Consider the following 19,351-nt stretch of genomic DNA (forward strand, 5'->3'; position numbering starts at 1 on the left):
GATCATTCGCTGCATTTCCCTTTTATTTTCATCTTTTTAGATTAATTCCCGTGCCAATTCTATCCTTACAGAATATTTCCAAAAGATATGGAGCCGTACAGGCATTGTCAGGTGTATCCTTTGATGTGCCGGCTGGTAGCGTGTTCGGTATCCTTGGGCCTAACGGCAGCGGTAAAACCACCCTGCTGGGTATCGTTACCGATGTGCTCAGGCCGGATACAGGCAGTTTCACTCTTTTCGACAGGGTTCCTTCTGCCGCAGAACGCCGGCAGATAGGTACGCTGCTGGAAACGCCTAATTTCTATCACTATCTCAGCGCATATAAAAACCTGGAGATATCCGCTGCTATTAAACAACGCGGTAAAGACGACATTGCAAGGGTACTGGAAATCTGTGGCCTCACGCAACGGCAGCACTCTGCTTTTAAAACCTATTCGCTGGGTATGAAACAGCGGTTGGCCATTGCCGCTGTACTGCTCGGTGATCCGGACGTATTGATCCTTGATGAACCTACCAACGGCCTCGATCCCTCTGGCATTGCCGAAGTGAGGGAACTGGTGCGCAAACTGGCAGATAGTGGCAAAACCATTATCCTGGCCAGTCACCTGCTCGATGAAGTGGAAAAGGTATGCACGCATGTGGCCATTTTAAGAAGCGGTAAATTATTGTTGTCGGGGCCCGTAGATACAGTGATCAGCCGGAACGATTTCGTAGAAATGGCCGCGGCGGATCTTCCCGCGCTCTGCGCGGTAATGCTGAGGTACCCGGGTTGTACGGGCGCCATTATACAGGGTAGTATCGTGAAGGCTTCGTTTGCAGAACTACCCAATCCTGCGGCTATCAACAATTATTGTGCAGAGCAGGGCATCTGGCTCGGCTACCTGCAGCTCCGTAAGAAAAGTCTTGAAACCGCATTCCTGGAAATCACTAACATCAGCGCATCATGAAACAGATCATCTATACCGAATGGCTCAAAGTAAAGAGTTACCGCACATTTTGGGTAATGCTGCTGCTGGCGCTGGTGATTATTCCCGCAGGCAATTTCATGGTGGCCGATAAGTTCAGCGAAAACCTGGAACAGGTGAGCAAAATGTTTGGCAATCCCTTCAGCTTCCCGGAAGTGTGGCTCACCATGGCTTCCATGAACAGTTATATTTCCATATTGTTTGGGCTGTTGCTGATCATACTGGTAACCAATGAATACACTTACCGCACCAATCGCCAGAACGTAATTGACGGATGGGAGAGGAGTCAGTTTGTATACGCAAAGTTATTCTGGCTGGCAGCTATCTCTGTGCTCACATTGGTAGTGGCTACCATCAGCGCCACTCTGATAGGAGTTATATACGGCAATAAGCCTTTTAGCCTGGAAGGATACCAGTACATGCTGTATTACTTCCTGCAGTTTAATGTGATGCTTATCATTGCCCTGTTGATAAGCGTGCTGGTAAAGCGGGCGGGGCTTGCTATTGTGCTGTTTATTGCCTACAATATGATGCTGGATCAGCTGTTGTCTTTTCTCGTGAAAAGATACATAGGGCCGGTAGGAGGCTTGCTGCCGCTGCAAAGCGGCGATGAATTGCTGCCGTTTCCGCTGGTAGGTAAAATGGTGTCTGCCAGCGATCAGTATGAAACCTCTGTATACATAACGGCCATGATTGCCTACATCGCTTTAGGCATCTACCTGGTTTTCAGGAAAATATTAAAATCCGATCTGTAGAAATATCCATATATTTCACATTCTTTTAAAGCGAAATGTTTAGCAGAGAGCTTAAATTTGTTGAGTAAAGCTAAAAGGTGAATTATGGCAAAACAAGAGCGGATCATACTGGTAACAAACGATGATGGCATCACGGCGCCGGGTATACGGGCGTTGATAGAAGCAGTGAAACCTTTAGGCAAAGTAGTAGTGGTAGCACCCGACAGTCCCCAATCGGGCAAGGGGCACGCCATTACCATCGGTATTCCGCTGCGTCTGGAAAAGGTGGATATCTTTGATGGGATAGAGGCATGGCAGTGCTCAGGCACACCGGTAGATTGTGTAAAGCTGGCCCGTGATAAGATCCTGCATGGTAAAAAAGCAGATATCTGTGTAAGCGGTATCAACCACGGCGCCAATCACTCTATCAATGTGATCTATTCCGGTACAATGTCGGCAGCCATGGAAGCAGCTATTGAAGGTATTCCCTCTGTAGGCTTCTCCTTCCTGGAATACAGCTATGATGCAGACTTTTCGCTGCCCAAAAAAGTGGCGCAGGAGGTCACTAAAAAAATGCTGGCATCCGACCTGCCCCCGGGTACCTTGTTTAATGTGAATATCCCGATAGTAAGTGAAAAGGAATTTAAAGGACTGAAGATATGCCGTCAGGCTGATGCTAAATGGGTAGAGGAATTTGATGAGCGCCGGGATCCGCATGGTAAAAAATACTACTGGCTCACAGGAGAATTTAAAAACCGCGATAACGGACAGGATACGGATGTATGGGCATTGGATAATAACTATGCCTCTATTGTACCGGTGCAGTTTGATCTGACTAATTATACATTGAAAAAGAAGCTGGAAGAAGACTGGAAAGATCTGTGAACATTCGTTATATCGCCATTATAATTACAGTATGTTAAAAAAAGACAATCTTCCGTTAGGAATTTTACTGGGGTTTTTAACACCCCTGTTCGCGTTTTTCCTGTACTATTTCTTTGTTATCAAACCGCATAACAATGTGGGGCTGGGACAATTCCTCGGTATCCTGAAAGATAATAAGCAGATGATCCCGAAGCTTACCAGCATCTGCCTGTTACTGAACGGACTGGTGTTTTTCCTGTACACAAGGAAACGGCTGGATATTACTGCCAAAGGTATATTCCTGATGACCATGCTGTATGCCATTGGCATATTATTACTTAAACTGATCAGATAATTTTAATCAGACAATATTGAAATATTACATTATTGCAGGAGAAGCGTCAGGTGATTTGCATGGCGGTAATCTTGTAAAACAATTAAGACAATTAGATACGTCTGCGGATATACGCAGTTGGGGGGGCGACCTGATGGAAGCTGCAGGAGCCAAAGTGGTAAAGCATTACAAGGAACTGGCCTTTATGGGTTTCGTGGAAGTGGTGATGAACCTGCGCACTATCTTAAAGAATATAGAGATCTGTAAAAAAGATATTACCGCTTTTAAGCCCGATGTGCTGGTACTGGTAGATTACCCCGGGTTTAATATGCGCATCGCCGAATGGGGAAAGCAGCAGGGTTTTAAAATTGTGTATTATATCTCCCCGCAGGTGTGGGCCTGGAAAGAAAACCGGGTGAAAAAGCTCCGGCAATATGTAGACAAGATGTTGTGCATCCTTCCTTTTGAACCGGAGTTTTATCATAAATGGAATTATGTAACAGAGTATGTAGGACACCCTTTGGTAGAAGTAATTAAAGCGGCCAAAGAACAGCCTACAGATGCCCCTTTATCAGATAAACCGGTTATAGCTGTGCTGCCGGGTAGCCGTAAACAGGAAGTAAGTGTAAAGCTGCCTATTATGCTCACTATGGCCAAACATTTCCCGCAGTACCAGTTTGTAGTGGCACAGGCGCCCAGTTTGGATGATCATTTCCTGGAAAGCCTCACCGGGCAGCATCCCAATGTATCCATGGTAAAAGGACAAACCTATAAGCTATTGCGACAGGCAAAAGCTGCACTGGTTACTTCCGGAACCGCTACACTGGAAACAGCTTTGTTCGGCGTTCCTGAAGTAGTATGTTACAAAGGAAATCCTATTTCTTACTTCTTCGCAAAACACCTCATCAAAGTAAAATATATTTCCCTGGTAAACCTGGTAATGGATAAACTGGTGGTGAAAGAACTGATCCAGCACGATCTTACAGAAGAAAACCTGTTGAAGGAATTAAATGCGTTACTGAACGATGAAGCTGCCAGGAGCCGCGTCATGAAAGACTATGCGGAACTGTGGCATAAACTGGGCGAGAAAGATGCTTCCCGCCGCGCTGCGGAAGTGATCTACGAATACGCAGTTGCCTAGTGTCTCCTGATAAGCCTGATCACCATAATGATAATGGCGATTATAAAAAGTAACAGGGAAATTCTGTTCATCCCGTGCATCATGGCCACGTAACGTGTTTTTGGTGCATTGGGATCTTTTTTGCCTATATACAGGTACCTCAATATTTGTTTCCAGATACTTTTCATCTCCCAAAGATCGAAAAATCAATGCTATTTTTGGTCCTTCTGAAAAAATAGGACATGAAATATTTACTGTTAACAGTGGTACTGTTTTTAACCCTGTTTACCAATGGAATAGCGCAAACCAACCCCATGCTCAGCGGCTGGGAATTTTCCCGGGCCGATGAGGGCATCTGGCGGCCGGCCACCGTACCAGGTACCGTTCATACCGATTTGTTGGCACAGCATTTAATTCCTGATCCTTTTGTGGGTACCAATGAGAAAGCCGTACAGTGGGTAGATAAGAAAGACTGGCAATACCGCAAAAGATGGCATATTAAAAAACAGGAGCTGAGCGCAGAAGTAATAGAACTGGAGTTTAAAGGGTTGGATACTTATGCAGATGTATACCTGAATGAGCATTTAATCCTGCAATCGGCAAACATGTTTGTTTCGCATACGGTAAATGTGAAAGAGTGGCTGGTGGCCGGCGACAATGAATTGCGCATCCTCTTTAAAAGCCCTATCAGAACAGATATGCCGAAATTTCTGCAAGACAGCATCATTTATCCTGCAGGTAACGATGCCAGCGATATTCCTTTAAGTATTTATGCCCGTAAAGCTCCTTATCATTACGGCTGGGATTGGGGCCCGCGATTGGTTACATCTGGTATCTGGCGTCCGGTAGTGCTGCGGAGCTGGAATAAGGCAGTGATCCGCGATGTATACTGGCAGCAGCTGCAACTGGATTCTGCCAATGCAGACATGCAGGCGGAAGTAATCATTGAAGCTGCTGTTGGCGGGGATTATACCCTGCAGGTAACACAGGGAAAAAACACAGCTGCACTGGCCAAACTGCCTGTTAGCCTGCAGGCAGGCACCAATGTGATAAAAGTACCTTTCTCCATAAAAAAACCAATATTATGGTGGCCCGCCGGCATGGGCGATCCTTACCGTTATGAGCTGCAGGCAAGCCTGCTCAGTAATAAGAAAGTACTGGCGGCACAAAGCAATACGTTAGGGCTGCGCACTATTGAAATAGTGAACAAACCGGATAGCTTGGGTGAATCTTTTTATGTGAAAGTAAACGGGCGCCCTGTGTTTATGAAAGGCGCCAACTATATTCCCCAGGATAATTTCCTGCCGCGCGTTACAGCAGCAAAGCAGGAAAAACTGTTCCATGATATATTGATTTCCAACTTTAACATGGTACGTGTATGGGGTGGTGGAATTTATGAAGATGATAATTTTTACAGGTTGGCAGATCAGTATGGGATACTGGTTTGGCAGGATTTTATGTTTGCCTGTACCCTTTATCCTTCCGATCCGGCGTTCCTGGAAAATGTAAAACAGGAAGCGGCAGATAACATTAAACGTTTGCGCAATCATCCTTCGCTGGCGTTGTGGTGCGGCAACAACGAAATTGCAGTAGCCATTAAAAACTGGGGCTGGCAAAGCGGTTATGCCTATACAAATATGCAGTGGCAAAGTTTGCAGCAGGGGTATGATAAATTGTTTAAAGAAGTGCTGCCTCAGCAGGTAGCTACGTATCAGCCGGGGGCTTTTTATTTTCATTCTTCCCCCATCAGCAACTGGGGCAAACCGGAAGACTTCACCAAAGGCGACAACCACTACTGGGGTGTATGGCATGGCATGGAATGGTTTGAAGCATTCAATACGCATATACCGCGCTTCATGAGCGAGTATGGCTTCCAGTCCTTCCCCTCTATGGAAAGCATCCGCACATTTGCCACGAAAGACGACTATGATATTTTTTCCAACGTGATGCAGGCCCACCAGAAAAGCCCGGCAAAAGGCAATACCGCCATTAAAACATATATGCTGCATTACTACCGTGAGCCAAAGGATTTTCCCTCGTTTGTTTATCTCAGCCAGGTATTACAGGCCGAAGGAATGAAAGTAGCCATAGAAGCTCATCGCAGGGCCATGCCATATTGTATGGGCACCCTCTACTGGCAGCTGAACGACTGCTGGCCGGGCGCTTCCTGGTCCGGCAGGGACTACGACGGTCGCTGGAAAGCATTGCAGTACTATGTAAAAGAAGCTTTTAAGCCACGGCTGGTATCCAGCGTTATTGAAAACGGGCAGCTGTGTACCTGGCTGGTAACAGATGAGTATGAAGGTAAAGCTGATCTGCTGATGAAAGCCGTGGATATAAATGGAAAGCTGATCTGGCAGAGAGAATTAAAAGACATCTCCGTAAAAGCGAATACCAGTGAAAAATTGCATGCCATCGATACCGCTGCTGTTTTGCAGGGAAATAACCCGGCAAGGGTAATATTCTATGCGCAACTGCGAATAGACAATAAGGATATGGAGCGGAATATCTTTTACTTTGCTCCGGCGAAGGAGATGAACCTGGAAGTGCCCCACCTAGATATTGTAACCAGTAAGGTGGCTAAAGACAAAGGCATTGTTTATATCCGTTTGAAAACAGACAAGCTGGCAAGAAATGTTTACCTGTCGCTGGACAATGCCGCAGCAACAGATCATTTTGAAGAAAATTATTTTGATCTGCTGCCGGGTGAAACCCGGACCATCCGGCTGCAAACAGGGCAATTGCCCGAAATCGTTCACCAGGGTTTGAAAGTAACTACTTTAGTATCGTCTTATAAAAACTAACAATGAAAAAGAAATACCTTCTCTTACTGGGATTTGCGCTACTGGGCTTCAACAGCCTTCAGGCACAGCATGAAGAACCGCCTTATGTGCCTGAAACAGACCAGGCGGTGGTAAAAAAACTGGACGAGTGGCAGGACTGGAAATTCGGGATGATCATGCACTGGGGCCCATACTCCCAATGGGGCGTGGTGGAATCCTGGAGCATCTGCCCGGAAGATGAAGGTTGGACACAGCGTAAGCCGGCAGGCATTCCTTATTACGACTATCTGCAGAAATATGAGGCGCTGGGGAAAACTTTTAACCCGGTTCATTTCAACCCTGAGAAGTGGGCAAAAGCAGCCAAAGATGCAGGGATGAAATACCTGGTGTTCACTACCAAGCACCACGATGGCTTCTGTATGTTTGATACGAAGCAAACCGATTATAAGATAACAGCGGCAGACGGAGCTTTCAGCAACAACCCACGGGCTAACCTTGCCAAAGAGGTGTTCCAGGCTTTCCGTGAAGAGGGGATCCATGCCGGGGCATATTTTTCCAAGCCCGACTGGCATACGGAATACTACTGGTGGAGCTATTTCCCGCCAAAAGACCGTAACCCTAATTACGATCTGAAGAAGTATCCTGAAAGATGGAACCAGTTCAAACAGTACACCTATAACCAGATTGAAGAGCTGATGACCGGCTACGGCAAACTGGATATCCTCTGGCTGGATGGCGGCTGGGTACGCCCTTTGAAACAGCAAACCAAAGAATCATTGTCCTGGAGCCAAACCGCTCCGCAGGACCAGGATATAGACATGGGTAAAATTGCATCCATGGCCCGTAGTCATCAGCCAGGGCTTATTGTGGTAGACCGTAGTGTGCATGGCCCTTACGAGAACTACCGCACTCCTGAGCAGCAGATCCCTGATAAGCCGCTTAGCTATCCCTGGGAAACCTGTATGACCATGGGTAGTTCCTGGTCGTATGTACCGGGCGACAAGTACAAATCCGTAAATGTGCTGATCCATAACCTGGTTGATATTGTGGCCAAAGGCGGTAACTACCTGCTGAATGTGGCGCCCGGTCCGGACGGGGAGCTGCACAACGATGCTTACACCACCATGAAACATATCGGCGAATGGATCCATATAAACGGGGATGCTATTTATGGCACCCGTGCAGTAGCGCCTTATAAAGATGGTAAAGTATGCTTCACCCGTAAAAAGGATGGCAGCGTGTATGCTATTTACCTGCTGGATGAAAATGAGCCATTGCCTGCCACGATCTCTTTCAAAGGCCTTACGCCTGCCAGAGGCGCCCGCCTGCAACTGCTGGGAGCCAATAACAAGCTGGTGTGGAAAACTACAGCGGCGGGGGTGGAAGTGAAAATCCCTGCATCTCTCCGTAATAAAGGGTTTCAGCATGCGGTAGCTATTAAAATACCGGCTGTGGAAAAGATGTGATTATGATGTGAATTAGTGTTGGTAAAACAAAAAAGAGATGGGCGCATTACCCGCGCCCATCTCTTTTTTGTTTTATAGTCGAACTGATCACAAATGGTAGCTATATGAACAGAAACCCAAAAGTCTTGCTTGTTGAGGATGATAAGGCATTCGGCGGTATTGTCAAACAGCACCTGGAACAAGCCGGTTACACCGTTGAGCATTGTTTTGATGGCGTGGATGCCTGGAACCTTTATTCAAGGTCCAAATACGATATCTGCCTGATCGACATTGTACTTCCGAAAATGAACGGTTTTGAACTGGCAAAGGAGATCCGGAATGTTACCATGCTTACGCCCATTTTTTTCCTGTCGGCCGAAAAAACCGGGGAAGAAGACCGTATCAGCGGTTTCCAGCTGGGAGGGGATGGTTACCTCGTAAAACCATTCAGTTTTGAAGAGCTGGTAAAAAGAATGAAGGTGATCCTGAAATGGACCCGGCCCAACCGCACCGAGTTGCTGGTAGGGCATACTGTCGACAACATCACTTTCCATTACCGGAAAATGAAGATTTTTGAAGCCAACAGCAAGCTGGCCAGGGGGAGAATTTCTCCCATTGAGGCTAAAATGCTGCGGTATTTCCTCAGCCGCCCCAATATCATCGTACAAAAAGACGAGGTGTTGCTCCGGGTATGGGGGAAAGAAGATTTTTATGCCAGCAGGAGTATGGACGTATTCATTGGCCGCGTCCGCAGGTTACTCAAACTGGTGCCCCGCCTTGAGCTGGAAACTGTTTATAACGTAGGTCTCCGGCTGAATGTGCCGGAAGACATTCTGCCGGTAAAGATCACTGTGCCCCTTCATTGATTTATTTTTTCCCTGCTGAATAATCATCTGTCCACTCTTCCCGGTATCCGCCGGGTAAGGGTGGCTGTTTTTTGTCAGACACTGCTTTTTTCTTTCAGATTATATTAAATCGTAACTTTATAGTAATGGAAACAGTGGTTGTACAAAAATATAATTTAGACGAAGAGCAGGAAAAGAAGGAAATCGTTCGGCATTACCGTGCTTTATTGAGGGCGTTGAAACCCCGTTTGAAAAAAGGCGATAGGGAGCTGGTACGTACTGCTTTTGAAATGGCAGCAGATGCACACAAGGAAATGCGGCGTAAATCCGGGGAGCCTTACATATTGCATCCGCTGGCCGTAGCGCAGATCTGCGTAGAGGAAATAGGCCTGGGCGTACGTTCCGCCATATGTGCCCTGCTCCACGATACCGTGGAAGATACCGAAGTAACACTGGAAGATGTGTCGCGCGAGTTCGGGAATGAGATCGCACATATCGTTGACGGTCTCACAAAAATATCTACCGTAATAGATTCCAGTACCAGTACCGCACAGGCAGAGAATTTCAAGAAGATATTACTGACGCTGGCGGATGACCCGCGGGTAATCCTTATCAAGCTGGCAGACAGGCTGCATAACATGCGCACGCTCGATAGCATGAGCCGGGAAAAACAGCTGAAAATAGCTTCTGAAACCGTGTTCATCTATGCGCCGCTGGCTCACCGTCTCGGGTTATACAATATCAAATCCGAACTGGAAGACCTGGCGATGAAATATACAGAGCAGCAAACCTACCGTGAAATAGCCAAACGACTCAAGGAAACCAAACGTGAGCGTACCCGCTATATCAACGAATTTATCAAGCCTATCAAGGAAGTGCTGCAGGAAGAAGGATTTGAATTCGAGATTTACGGCCGTCCGAAATCAATCCATTCCATTCATAACAAGATCAAAACAAAAGGCGTTGCCTTTGAAGAAGTATACGATCTTTTTGCCATCCGTATCATCCTGGACTCTCCTATAGAAAAGGAAAAGGCGGATTGCTGGAAGGTATATTCCATTATTACTGATTTTTATCACCCCAGCCCCGAAAGGACCCGCGACTGGCTCAGCAACCCGAAATCCAACGGCTACGAAGCGCTGCATGTAACGGTAATGGGCCCCAGCGGTAAATGGGTGGAAGTGCAGATCCGCTCCAAACGCATGAACGATTATGCGGAAAAAGGAGTGGCCGCCCACTGGCGGTACAAGGAAGGCAGCAATGCCTCCGCCCAGCAGGAATCCAAATTCGATCAGTGGTTTACCCAGATCAGGGAAATCCTGAACAATCCCGATTCCAATACGCTCGATTTCCTGGCCGATTTTAAGAGCAACCTCTTCACAGAGGAAATTTATGTATATACCCCCAAAGGGGACCTCAAAATATTGCCCGTAAATTCTACTGCACTGGATTTTGCCTACTCTATCCACAGTGCCGTGGGCAACAAATGTATTGGCGCCAAGGTGAACTACAAACTGGTGCCCCTGAGCCATAAACTGCGCAGTGGCGACCAGGTAGAGATCATTACCTCCAATAAGCAGAAGCCTTCGGAAGACTGGCTCAACTTTGTGCTTACAGCCAAAGCCAAATCCAAGATCAAGGATGCGCTGAAGGAAGAAAAGCGTAAAGTGGCCATGGACGGGAAGGCTGCGCTGGAGCGTAAGTTGTCGCATATGAATATTTCTGCCAGTCAGCATAATATCAATGAGCTGGTTCAGTTCTACAAACAGCCCTCCCCGCTGGATCTGTATTACCAGGTGGCAGTGAGGAACATTGACCTGAAAGAGCTGAAACAGTTTTCTGTACTGGGCGATAAACTGGAGCCGCCAAAACCGGTGAAAGTGCCGGAGCATGTACCGGAAGAACATGTGAAACATCAGCTGCCTTCTAAAAAAGATGCAGAGCTGATCATTTTCGGGGAAAGCTCAGATAAGATCGCCTATAAACTGGCGAACTGCTGCCGCCCCATTCCCGGCGACGACGTATTTGGCTTTATCACAGCCAGCGAAGGATTGAAGATACACCGTACCAATTGCCCCAATGCCGCCCAGTTACTGGCTAATTATGGCCATCGCGTGGTAAAGACCAAGTGGGTGAAAAACCGCGAAATTTCCTTTCTTACCGGTTTGCGCATCATCGGTATGGATGATGTAGGTGTAATCCATAAGATCACCAATATTATTTCCGGTGAACTGAAGATCAATATTTCCGCCCTCAGCATTGAGTCGAAAGAAGGCTTATTTGAGGGGCTGATCAAGGTATATGTGCACGACAAGGAAGAACTGGATGAGCTGGTAGAAAGGCTTAAAAAGCTCGATGGCATACAATCCATCCAGCGCCTGGAGGAATCTTAGTCAGACCTGTAAACAACGGATAAAGAATTATTGGCCATGGGAAGGTTTCTTGCTGAAATCTTCCCATTTCTCTGTAATTACGCCGGGGAATTAGTAATTTGTTTGTAATTCTTAATATTCGCCTTAATTTTGCGACTTCTTTTAAAGCAACAAACCTCCGATATTTAATTAAATCATTATGGTAGACGTTTTGTTAGGCCTGCAATGGGGCGACGAAGGCAAAGGTAAGATTGTGGACTATTTTGCCGGCAGGTACGACGTGATTGCCCGTTTCCAGGGTGGACCAAATGCTGGTCATACTTTGTATGTAAACGGTCAGAAAGTAGTATTGCGCACCATCCCGTCAGGTGTATTTCATGATAAGACCATTAACCTGATCGGTAACGGTGTGGTGCTGGACCCTGTAGCTTTCAAGAAAGAAAGTGAAGATATTTCAGCTCTGGGAGTAGATCTGACAAAAAATCTGTTTATTGCTGAAAAAACGCATATCATTGTTCCTACTCACCGTGCACTGGACAAAGCTTCTGAAATAGCAAAAGGAAATGATAAAATAGGTTCTACTTTAAAAGGTATAGGCCCCGCTTACATGGATAAAACCGGTAGAAACGGTTTGCGTGTAGGTGATGTGTTATCCCCTGATTTTAAGGTACACTACGAGAAACTGAAGCAGAAACACCTGCAGCTGTTATGCCAGTATGATATAAATGAATTTTCAGAAGATATTGCCAACTGGGAAGCTGAGTTCTTTGAAGCTATTCCTTTCCTGCAGAAAATGAATGTGGTAAGCGGTGAATATTTCCTGAACGAACAATTGAAAGCAGGTAAAAAGGTTTTGGCCGAAGGCGCCCAGGGAAGTATGCTGGACGTGGATTTTGGAACTTATCCTTTTGTTACTTCTTCCAATACCATTTCTGCCGGCGTTTGCACCGGTTTAGGTATTGCACCACAGTGGATCAAAGAGGTAATCGGCGTTACCAAAGCGTATTGCACCCGTGTTGGCAGTGGTCCTTTCCCTACCGAGCTGCATGATGCTACCGGTGAACAGCTGCGCTCCGCAGGTCATGAATTTGGCGCAGTAACCGGCCGTCCGCGCCGCTGCGGCTGGATTGACCTGGTTGCACTGAATTATACCTGCATGCTGAGCGGCGTTACCCAACTGGTAATGACAAAAAGCGATGTACTCGACGAATTTGATGAAGTGCTGGCCTGCACTGCTTACGAAATTGACGGAAAACAAACAAAGCAATTGCCCTTCCAGCTTAACGGTCTGGACATTAAACCGGTATGGGAAACGTTTAAAGGATGGAGTGATAAAACTTCTACCTGCCAGCAGTTCAACGAGTTACCGGCTGAAATGAAAGCATTTGTTGCAGCAGTAGATACCTACCTGGGGGTTCCCGTGAAATACGTTTCCAACGGACCTGGACGCGATCAGATCCTTGAAAAGTAAAAGCAAAAAAGTAAGGAAAAAAAACAGCAAAAAAAATTTGGCGAATAAAAAAAACTATTAAAACTTTACGGCAAAGAAATAAGGTAACCTATTATGAAATCAAAATCTGATAAAGAGAAAGAGACCAAAAAAACTACTTCTCCTAAGACTGCAAAAGACGCTCCCAAAGCTGCGGCCAAGCCTAAGAAAGAGGTGGATGACGATGATGATGAGGAAGATGATGAAGATGTGAAACCTTCCAAATCTGCCTCAAAGAAATCAGATAAGTCTGCATCCAAATCCAAACGCAAAGACGACGATGAGGAGGATGATGACGATGCAGATGATGATGACGACCTGGATGATGCCTGGGAAAAAGGAGAGGATGATGATTATGATCCTGATTTTGAAGAATTTGACATGCCTAAGTCAAAAGGTAAACGCGGCCGTCCGAGCACCGGCAGCAAGAAAACCGATGACGACGATGATCTGGGTATCGATGATGAATTCAAAGATATGGATCTGTTCAACGATCGTTTTGATGATGACGATGACGATTTTTAGTTGTGATCTGATTGGAAATTGCTCTTTTGCAAACTCTTGACGCGAGATTTTTAAGTACTAAAAACACGATTGTTATCAGGATTTTCCACACTTTTCCGGTTGATGATCAGAAAATATTTAAGCAACAAATGTTGGATTGGGGAAACCAGTTCAACATTTGTTGTTTTTTAGACAATAATAACTACTCCTCCCCTTGGGGCCGGTATGAAGCCGTACTCGCCGCAGATGCGTTGCATAGCCTCGAAATAAACGCCGGTAACGCTTTCCCCGCTTTACAGCAGTTTCATCAAACACATGGCGACTGGCTCTTCGGGCATCTTGCCTACGATCTTAAGAACGAAACAGTACCGGGCCTTCAATCCGGGCATTACGATGGCATCGGGTTCCCGGATATGCATTTCTTCGTGCCCCGTGTGATCATACAACTGCAAAATGAACAGGTGCATATCGGTGGGGAATCTTTCACCAGAGAACAGGCACAGGAAATACTCACCGACGTTTTACAGACACCTCCGGGTGCAGCACAGGTGGTTACCTCCTCAGTACAACCGCTGCAAAGCCGCCTGGATCACCAACACTATATTACCGCAGTGAAAAACCTGCAGCAGCATATTCTGCAGGGCGACTGCTACGAGGTTAATTTCTGCCGCGAGAACTTTGTCGAAAATATAAGCGTACATCCCCCTGCCTTATTCACCCGGTTGAATAATCTTTCGCCATCGCCTTTCGCCGCATACTACCGCCTGCATCAATGTTACCTGGCCTGCTCCAGCCCTGAGCGGTTTATCCGCAAAGAGGGAAGTACCGTTATCTCCCAGCCTATTAAAGGCACCAGCAGGAAAGATGCGGATCCAGTTAAAGACAGGCAGTTGCAGCATGACCTGCTGAACAGCGCAAAAGAACGTGCGGAAAATGTAATGGTGGTAGATCTTGTACGCAATGATTTGTCGCGCACGGCCATGCAGGGAACAGTGGAAGTAATTGAGCTTTTTGGCATCTATTCCTTTGCACAAGTACATCACATGATCTCTACAGTTTCTGCGCAGATATCTCCCGGAACCCCTTTCACAGAAGTTTTGCGCAACGCTTTCCCAATGGGCTCTATGACGGGCGCGCCAAAGATCAGGGTGATGCAGTTGATTGAACAATATGAGCAAACCCGCCGGGGACTGTATTCAGGCGCCGTAGGATATATTACGCCGGCAGGTGATTTCGACTTCAACGTGGTGATCCGCAGTATGCTGTATAACGCCGGCAACCGTTATCTCTCTTTCCAGACCGGCTCCGCTATCACTTTTTACAGTGATCCCGAAAAAGAATGGGAAGAGTGCTTACTGAAAGCCGCTGCTATGGAAAAAACCATTACCGGCTGAATAACTGTTCCATCGCCTCGTTGATGGTAGGATAAGAATACTGGAAACCGGTCCGTTGTATTTTGTCGGCGGAAGCCTTTACACTTTTCAACACTTCCACACTCATTTCTCCCAATGCCAGTTTAAGGGCAAAAGAAGGCACATAAGTGGTCATAAAGCTCTTGCCTTTGGCCATCCGGGCCATGCTGAGAATCAGCTCACGGTTGGTAACGGGGTTAGGTGCCACTGCGTTGTAGATCCCTTCCAGCCGGTCGTTTACAATGGCGTTGAAGTATAGCCGTACAATATCGTGGATATGTATCCAGGGAACAAACTGTTCACCGGATCCAAGTATGGTGGCAAATCCGAAGCGCAGCGGTTTGTAGAACTCCTTTAAGGCGCCGCCATCCTGGCTGAGCACAATGCCTGTCCGGAAAATTACCAGCTTTTTATCAAGCCCGGTTACTTTGGATATACTTTGTTCCCAGGCCTGGGTAGTAGTGGCCAGGTAGTCTGTTGCAGGAGGGTCTGTTTCTGTGAAAATATGATCTGAGTACTCTCCATAGAACCCGGTTGCCGACGCGCTGATCACTTTTTTTACCTTGTTGGGGAAGTTTTTCAGTGCGGTATAGATCAGTTCACTGCTTTTGGTGCGGCTGTCAGTAATTTCCTGTTTGCGTGCCGCTGTCCAGCGTTTTTCACCCACATTGGCGCCCGCCAGGTGTACAATATAGTCTGCCTGTTGAATGGCTTCTTTGTCTATTGTTTGCGTTTCTACATCCCAATGGGCATATGTAACACCCCTGTTGCTGCGTTTATCAGGGCGCCTGCTGAGGATAATCACTTTATAGCCGCGCTCCAGCAACAGCCGGGTTAATGCCGTCCCTATAAGCCCCGTTCCACCGGTTATAATAACGGTATCCATTCAATAATAGCTGCTTTTAAAAAATAATTTAATAAAAATACACAATAAATCGGGCCTTTTGGAATTTATGTAAAAGCAGGGCTTACCGGCTTTAAATAGACAAGTTAATTTCTGAATTTTAATGTAAGTTTGAAAATGGCATCAACAAACGGGCCATCTGCATTATCATAAAAATAATCTGAAATCTATATTACCGCATGCATACGCTATACCGCCTACAATTATTATTGCTGCTGCTTTTCGCCGGCACAGTAGCAATGGCACAGAAAATAACCTATTCTGAACCGGAGAAGGACGACTATAAAAGCACCGAATTTGAGATTATAGGTAAAGTAGCAGGCAATATACTGGTGTATAAAACAGACCGCGGCGACTATGTAGTGTCTGTTTATGATAACGGGATGCAGCTGAAAGAAAGGGTGAAACTGGACTTTCTGCCACGTAAAGTGATCAGTATGGACTTTGTGGCCTATCCAGACAGGGTGCTGATGATTTACCAGTTTCAGCGTAAAGACGCTGTATATAGTTTCTGCGCTACCATGTCGCCCGATGCAAAATTTGCAGATGCACCCCTCCTGATCGATTCCACCCGCATTGGTATGTATTCCAAAGAAAATAAGGTATATTCTGTGGAAGTGTCGGAAGATAAAAGCCGTATCATGGTATATAAGATCAACCAGGATAACGAGAACAACAATATATTCTACACCTTCCTGTACGATAGCGCCATGAGCCTGGTGAACAACAGCCGGCTCTCCATGCCCATGCAAAAAAGGCAATTCCTCAGCAATTTTAATCTTACCAATACCGGTGACCTGATCTTTAACAAACTGGAACGTACCTCCAACCGCGACTATGTCATCAGCGGAAGCATGATAGTGAAACGCCCGCTGGTCGACAGCTTTGAGGCATCTCCTATGGCGCTAAAGGCACAGCTGCTGGATGAAGTGAAAATGAAGCTTGATAACAATAAGCAAACGGCGCTTGTTACCGCTTTTTATTATAAACAGAAGAGGGGTAACGTGGAAGGGCTTTACCTGTATAAGTATGACTACGCCAACTATAAAACCATATACGAAAAATCGCAGGTATTCCCCGACGATCTGAAAGCCAATGCCCGCGGTGAATCCAGCACTAACGCTGCTTTTAATGATTATTTCATCCGTAAGATCATTAACACCAGCAACGGCGGGTTCCTGCTTACGGCAGAATCATTTTCCACTTCTTCCCGCTACCAGCCCTGGAACCGGTGGAATTACATGTATGGCAGTCCCTATGGCGGTATGTATGCCCCTTATTATTACTCACCCTATTCTTCCATGTATTACAACCCGTACTACTGGAACAATTCGCAGGGATTACGCTACCATTACGATAATGTAGCGGTGCTTTCCTTTGATGATGAAGGCAACATGCAGTGGAATAACTTTGTACATAAAAGCCAGTTTGATGATAATGCAGACCTTTACTTGTCGTACCTGATGGTAAACGTGGGCAGCGAATTACGTTTTCTGTATAATGAACTGGACAGGAGAAGTTATATGTTAACAGATGTTAGTCTGGCCCCGGGAGGTAAAGTGAATCGCATGCCTACCCTGCGTAACCTGGACAAAGGTTTCACCTGGATGCCCCGGTATGGCAAACAAATCAGCGCCCGTACTGTGGTGATACCATGCATTTACAGGAATTATATTTGCTTTGCTAAAATTGACTTTTAATCACACCTTTGCACTGTGATAAAATTTTTTCGCTCAGGCAATCCGTTAACGGTATTGCTGTTGTTAATATACACGCTGGTTGTTAAGTTTTACTATCTGATCCATCCGTCCACTTACATGGCAGACGGATCAGAAGGGCTTTTGTATCACCTCCTGGTGAAATGGATGGCAACATTTACCGGCGGCAGCCCGCTGGTATTTACCTCGCTGGCAATATTGCTGCTGTTTTTACAGTCGCTGCTCTTTACCCGTATCATTAATCATCACCGGTTATTTCCCAAGCCCACCTACCTGCCGGCCATGTGTTACCTGCTGTTTACTTCCATGCTGCAGAGCTGGAATGTATTTTCGCCGGCACTGATCGTGAACCTGATCATGTTATGGGTATTTACAAGTATAACGGAATTGTATACACGCACCTCTGCCCGTGATGTGGTGTTTAATATCGGGTTTGCCCTGGGAATAGGCGGGCTCTTTTATTTCCCGTCTGTTATATTCTGTTTCCTGTTGCTGGCCAGCATGCTCATTATGCGTGCCTTCCGGCTGGCAGAATGGATCATCGCCGTGCTGGGGCTGATTTGTCCCCTGTACCTGATGGGTACCTACCTTTTTCTTACCGGCCAGATGACCCTGCTCCGGAAGATCCCGAATATGGGAGCTTCCCTGCCTATGATCAGTGATTACAAGGTGTGGGGAGCCATGGTCGCATGTTTGCTCTTTTTTGTGATAGGATGGCTGCTGTTGCAGCGCCCGCTTAAAAAAATGCTGATACAGGGCCGTAAAATATGGGCCGCATTGATCATATATGTACTGGTAGCCATCACGGTACCCTTCTTTAATGTTCACTTTTCGGCAGCGTACTGGGTCCTGGCAGTTTTGCCGATCTCCATGTTTGCCGGCAACGTATTCTGGTCGGTCACCAACGACACATTTGCCAACATTATCCACTTCATTGCCCTGGCATATGTTATCGTAATGCAATATTTCAGCTGATTTCCTCATTTTAAGGGCCTGAGTACCAGTATTTTGTTAAATCAGGACAAACGGCAATGGAAAATTGCGAACGGCGAAGTAATTTTGTCCTTTCCCATTAGTTTTGTCATTCGTAAAAATGGTGGCAAAAACGAAGGAAAAAACGTTTTAAAAGCATTATTTACATATAAACACAAAACATTTTCAGATGAAATTTGGCGTTGTCACCTTTCCCGGTTCTAATTGTGATCATGATATGATTGATTCCCTGCGTAACGACCTCGGGCAGGAGGTTATAGAACTGTGGCATAAGGATAAAGACCTGAGCGCATTCGGTACGGAAGATTGCATCGTATTACCCGGCGGTTTTTCCTTTGGCGACTATCTGCGTTGCGGCGCTATTGCGAAGTTCAGCCCTATGATGCAGAGTGTGATCGAATTTGCCAACAAAGGTGGCCGTGTAATTGGTGTTTGTAACGGTTTCCAGGTGTTATGCGAGGCAGGTTTGCTGCCAGGCGTATTATTACAGAACCAGCACCAGCAGTTCATCTGCAAAAATGTATACCTGAAAAGTGAAAACACCACTGCATCCCTTACCAAAGATGTAGCAGGCAGGCCGTTAATCATCCCTATCGCACACGGAGAAGGCCGTTACTATGCAGACGATGCCACCCTGGATGAGCTGTTTAAGAACAACCAGGTATTATTCCGCTATTGCGATGAGTTTGGCAACATTATTGAAACTGCTAACCATAACGGCGCCATCCGTAACATAGCCGGCATCTGTAACAAAGCAAGAAATGTTTTTGGTATGATGCCCCACCCGGAAAGAGCTACAAGTCTCGCCCTGGGAAATACAGACGGTCAGCTGATTTTACAAAGTCTTATTAATAATAACTAGATAGATC

At 46.2% G+C, this 19,351-nt stretch carries 17 protein-coding genes; 15 read left to right on the forward strand and 2 right to left on the reverse strand.

All coding sequences use genetic code 11. The annotated features are described in order from the left end of the window. The first annotated feature begins 50 nt into the window (after positions 1 to 50). The 5 genes from ABIE50_RS07140 (at position 51) to lpxB (ending at position 4,038) form a co-directional block, all read left to right on the forward strand. Positions 51 to 947: an ABC transporter ATP-binding protein gene (locus ABIE50_RS07140; protein WP_209866802.1), complete on the forward strand. Its 897-nt coding sequence runs from the start codon at positions 51 to 53 to the stop codon at positions 945 to 947. Beyond that, positions 944 to 1,720 (forward strand): ABC transporter permease, encoded by a 777-nt coding sequence (locus ABIE50_RS07145; protein WP_209866804.1) that lies wholly within the window; start codon positions 944 to 946, stop codon positions 1,718 to 1,720. Before ABIE50_RS07140 ends, ABIE50_RS07145 begins: the two co-directional genes overlap by 4 nt. Positions 1,721 to 1,804: 84 nt before the next feature. Further along, positions 1,805 to 2,584 (forward strand): 5'/3'-nucleotidase SurE, encoded by a 780-nt coding sequence (gene surE / locus ABIE50_RS07150; protein WP_209866806.1) that lies wholly within the window; start codon positions 1,805 to 1,807, stop codon positions 2,582 to 2,584. A 31-nt stretch (positions 2,585 to 2,615) separates the two neighbouring features. Beyond that, the gene (locus ABIE50_RS07155) at positions 2,616 to 2,918 is read left to right on the forward strand and encodes a hypothetical protein (RefSeq protein WP_079469450.1); all 303 of its coding nucleotides are present in this window, start codon (positions 2,616 to 2,618) and stop codon (positions 2,916 to 2,918) included. Positions 2,919 to 2,934: 16 nt separating this feature from the next. Further along, entirely contained in the window at positions 2,935 to 4,038 is a 1,104-nt protein-coding gene (gene lpxB, locus ABIE50_RS07160; RefSeq protein ID WP_209866808.1) for a lipid-A-disaccharide synthase, read from the forward strand. Here lpxB and ABIE50_RS07165 read toward each other — a convergent pair. After that, positions 4,035 to 4,205, reverse strand: coding sequence for a DUF6728 family protein (locus ABIE50_RS07165; RefSeq protein ID WP_312847214.1), 171 nt, complete (start codon positions 4,203 to 4,205; stop codon positions 4,035 to 4,037). The genes lpxB and ABIE50_RS07165 overlap by 4 nt on opposite strands. A gap of 54 nt (positions 4,206 to 4,259) precedes the next feature. On the opposite strand from ABIE50_RS07165, the gene ABIE50_RS07170 reads away from it, so the two are divergent. The 7 genes from ABIE50_RS07170 to ABIE50_RS07200 all read left to right on the forward strand — a co-directional run bounded on the left by ABIE50_RS07170 (position 4,260) and on the right by ABIE50_RS07200 (position 14,849). Next, positions 4,260 to 6,821 carry a beta-mannosidase gene (locus tag ABIE50_RS07170; protein ID WP_354027908.1) on the forward strand — a complete coding sequence of 854 codons (2,562 nt, stop codon included), beginning with the start codon at positions 4,260 to 4,262 and terminating at the stop codon, positions 6,819 to 6,821. Between the two features lie 2 nt (positions 6,822 to 6,823). Then, on the forward strand, positions 6,824 to 8,266 hold the full coding sequence (locus tag ABIE50_RS07175; protein ID WP_209866809.1) for an alpha-L-fucosidase: 1,443 nt from the start codon (positions 6,824 to 6,826) through the stop codon (positions 8,264 to 8,266). Between the two features lie 104 nt (positions 8,267 to 8,370). Further along, complete coding sequence (locus ABIE50_RS07180; protein WP_209866811.1) at positions 8,371 to 9,111, forward strand: response regulator transcription factor; 741 nt, start codon at positions 8,371 to 8,373, stop codon at positions 9,109 to 9,111. 125 nt (positions 9,112 to 9,236) lie between these two features. Continuing rightward, complete coding sequence (locus ABIE50_RS07185; protein WP_209866813.1) at positions 9,237 to 11,483, forward strand: RelA/SpoT family protein; 2,247 nt, start codon at positions 9,237 to 9,239, stop codon at positions 11,481 to 11,483. A 178-nt stretch (positions 11,484 to 11,661) separates the two neighbouring features. After that, positions 11,662 to 12,933: an adenylosuccinate synthase gene (locus ABIE50_RS07190; RefSeq protein ID WP_209866815.1), complete on the forward strand. Its 1,272-nt coding sequence runs from the start codon at positions 11,662 to 11,664 to the stop codon at positions 12,931 to 12,933. A gap of 93 nt (positions 12,934 to 13,026) precedes the next feature. Further along, a complete protein-coding gene (locus tag ABIE50_RS07195) occupies positions 13,027 to 13,476 on the forward strand; it encodes a hypothetical protein (protein WP_209866817.1) in 450 nt (149 codons plus the stop codon). A 128-nt stretch (positions 13,477 to 13,604) separates the two neighbouring features. Next, positions 13,605 to 14,849: an anthranilate synthase component I family protein gene (locus ABIE50_RS07200; RefSeq protein WP_209866818.1), complete on the forward strand. Its 1,245-nt coding sequence runs from the start codon at positions 13,605 to 13,607 to the stop codon at positions 14,847 to 14,849. Here ABIE50_RS07200 and ABIE50_RS07205 read toward each other — a convergent pair. Beyond that, entirely contained in the window at positions 14,839 to 15,753 is a 915-nt protein-coding gene (locus ABIE50_RS07205) for a TIGR01777 family oxidoreductase (RefSeq protein WP_209866820.1), read from the reverse strand. The two genes, ABIE50_RS07200 and ABIE50_RS07205, sit on opposite strands and share 11 nt — an antisense overlap. A 197-nt stretch (positions 15,754 to 15,950) precedes the next feature. Here ABIE50_RS07205 and ABIE50_RS07210 point away from each other — a divergent pair, with 197 nt between their 5' ends. From ABIE50_RS07210 to purQ, 3 genes are all read left to right on the forward strand, one after another. After that, positions 15,951 to 17,471, forward strand: a complete 1,521-nt coding sequence (locus tag ABIE50_RS07210; protein ID WP_209866822.1) for a hypothetical protein — start codon at positions 15,951 to 15,953, stop codon at positions 17,469 to 17,471. Between the two features lie 15 nt (positions 17,472 to 17,486). Further along, on the forward strand, positions 17,487 to 18,464 hold the full coding sequence (locus ABIE50_RS07215) for a hypothetical protein (protein WP_209866824.1): 978 nt from the start codon (positions 17,487 to 17,489) through the stop codon (positions 18,462 to 18,464). Between the two features lie 187 nt (positions 18,465 to 18,651). Further along, positions 18,652 to 19,344 carry a phosphoribosylformylglycinamidine synthase subunit PurQ gene (gene purQ, locus ABIE50_RS07220; protein WP_209866826.1) on the forward strand — a complete coding sequence of 231 codons (693 nt, stop codon included), beginning with the start codon at positions 18,652 to 18,654 and terminating at the stop codon, positions 19,342 to 19,344. Positions 19,345 to 19,351 lie beyond the last annotated feature (7 nt).

This window comes from Chitinophaga sp. OAE865 (assembly GCF_040546735.1).
Taxonomy (GTDB): domain Bacteria; phylum Bacteroidota; class Bacteroidia; order Chitinophagales; family Chitinophagaceae; genus Chitinophaga; species Chitinophaga polysaccharea_A.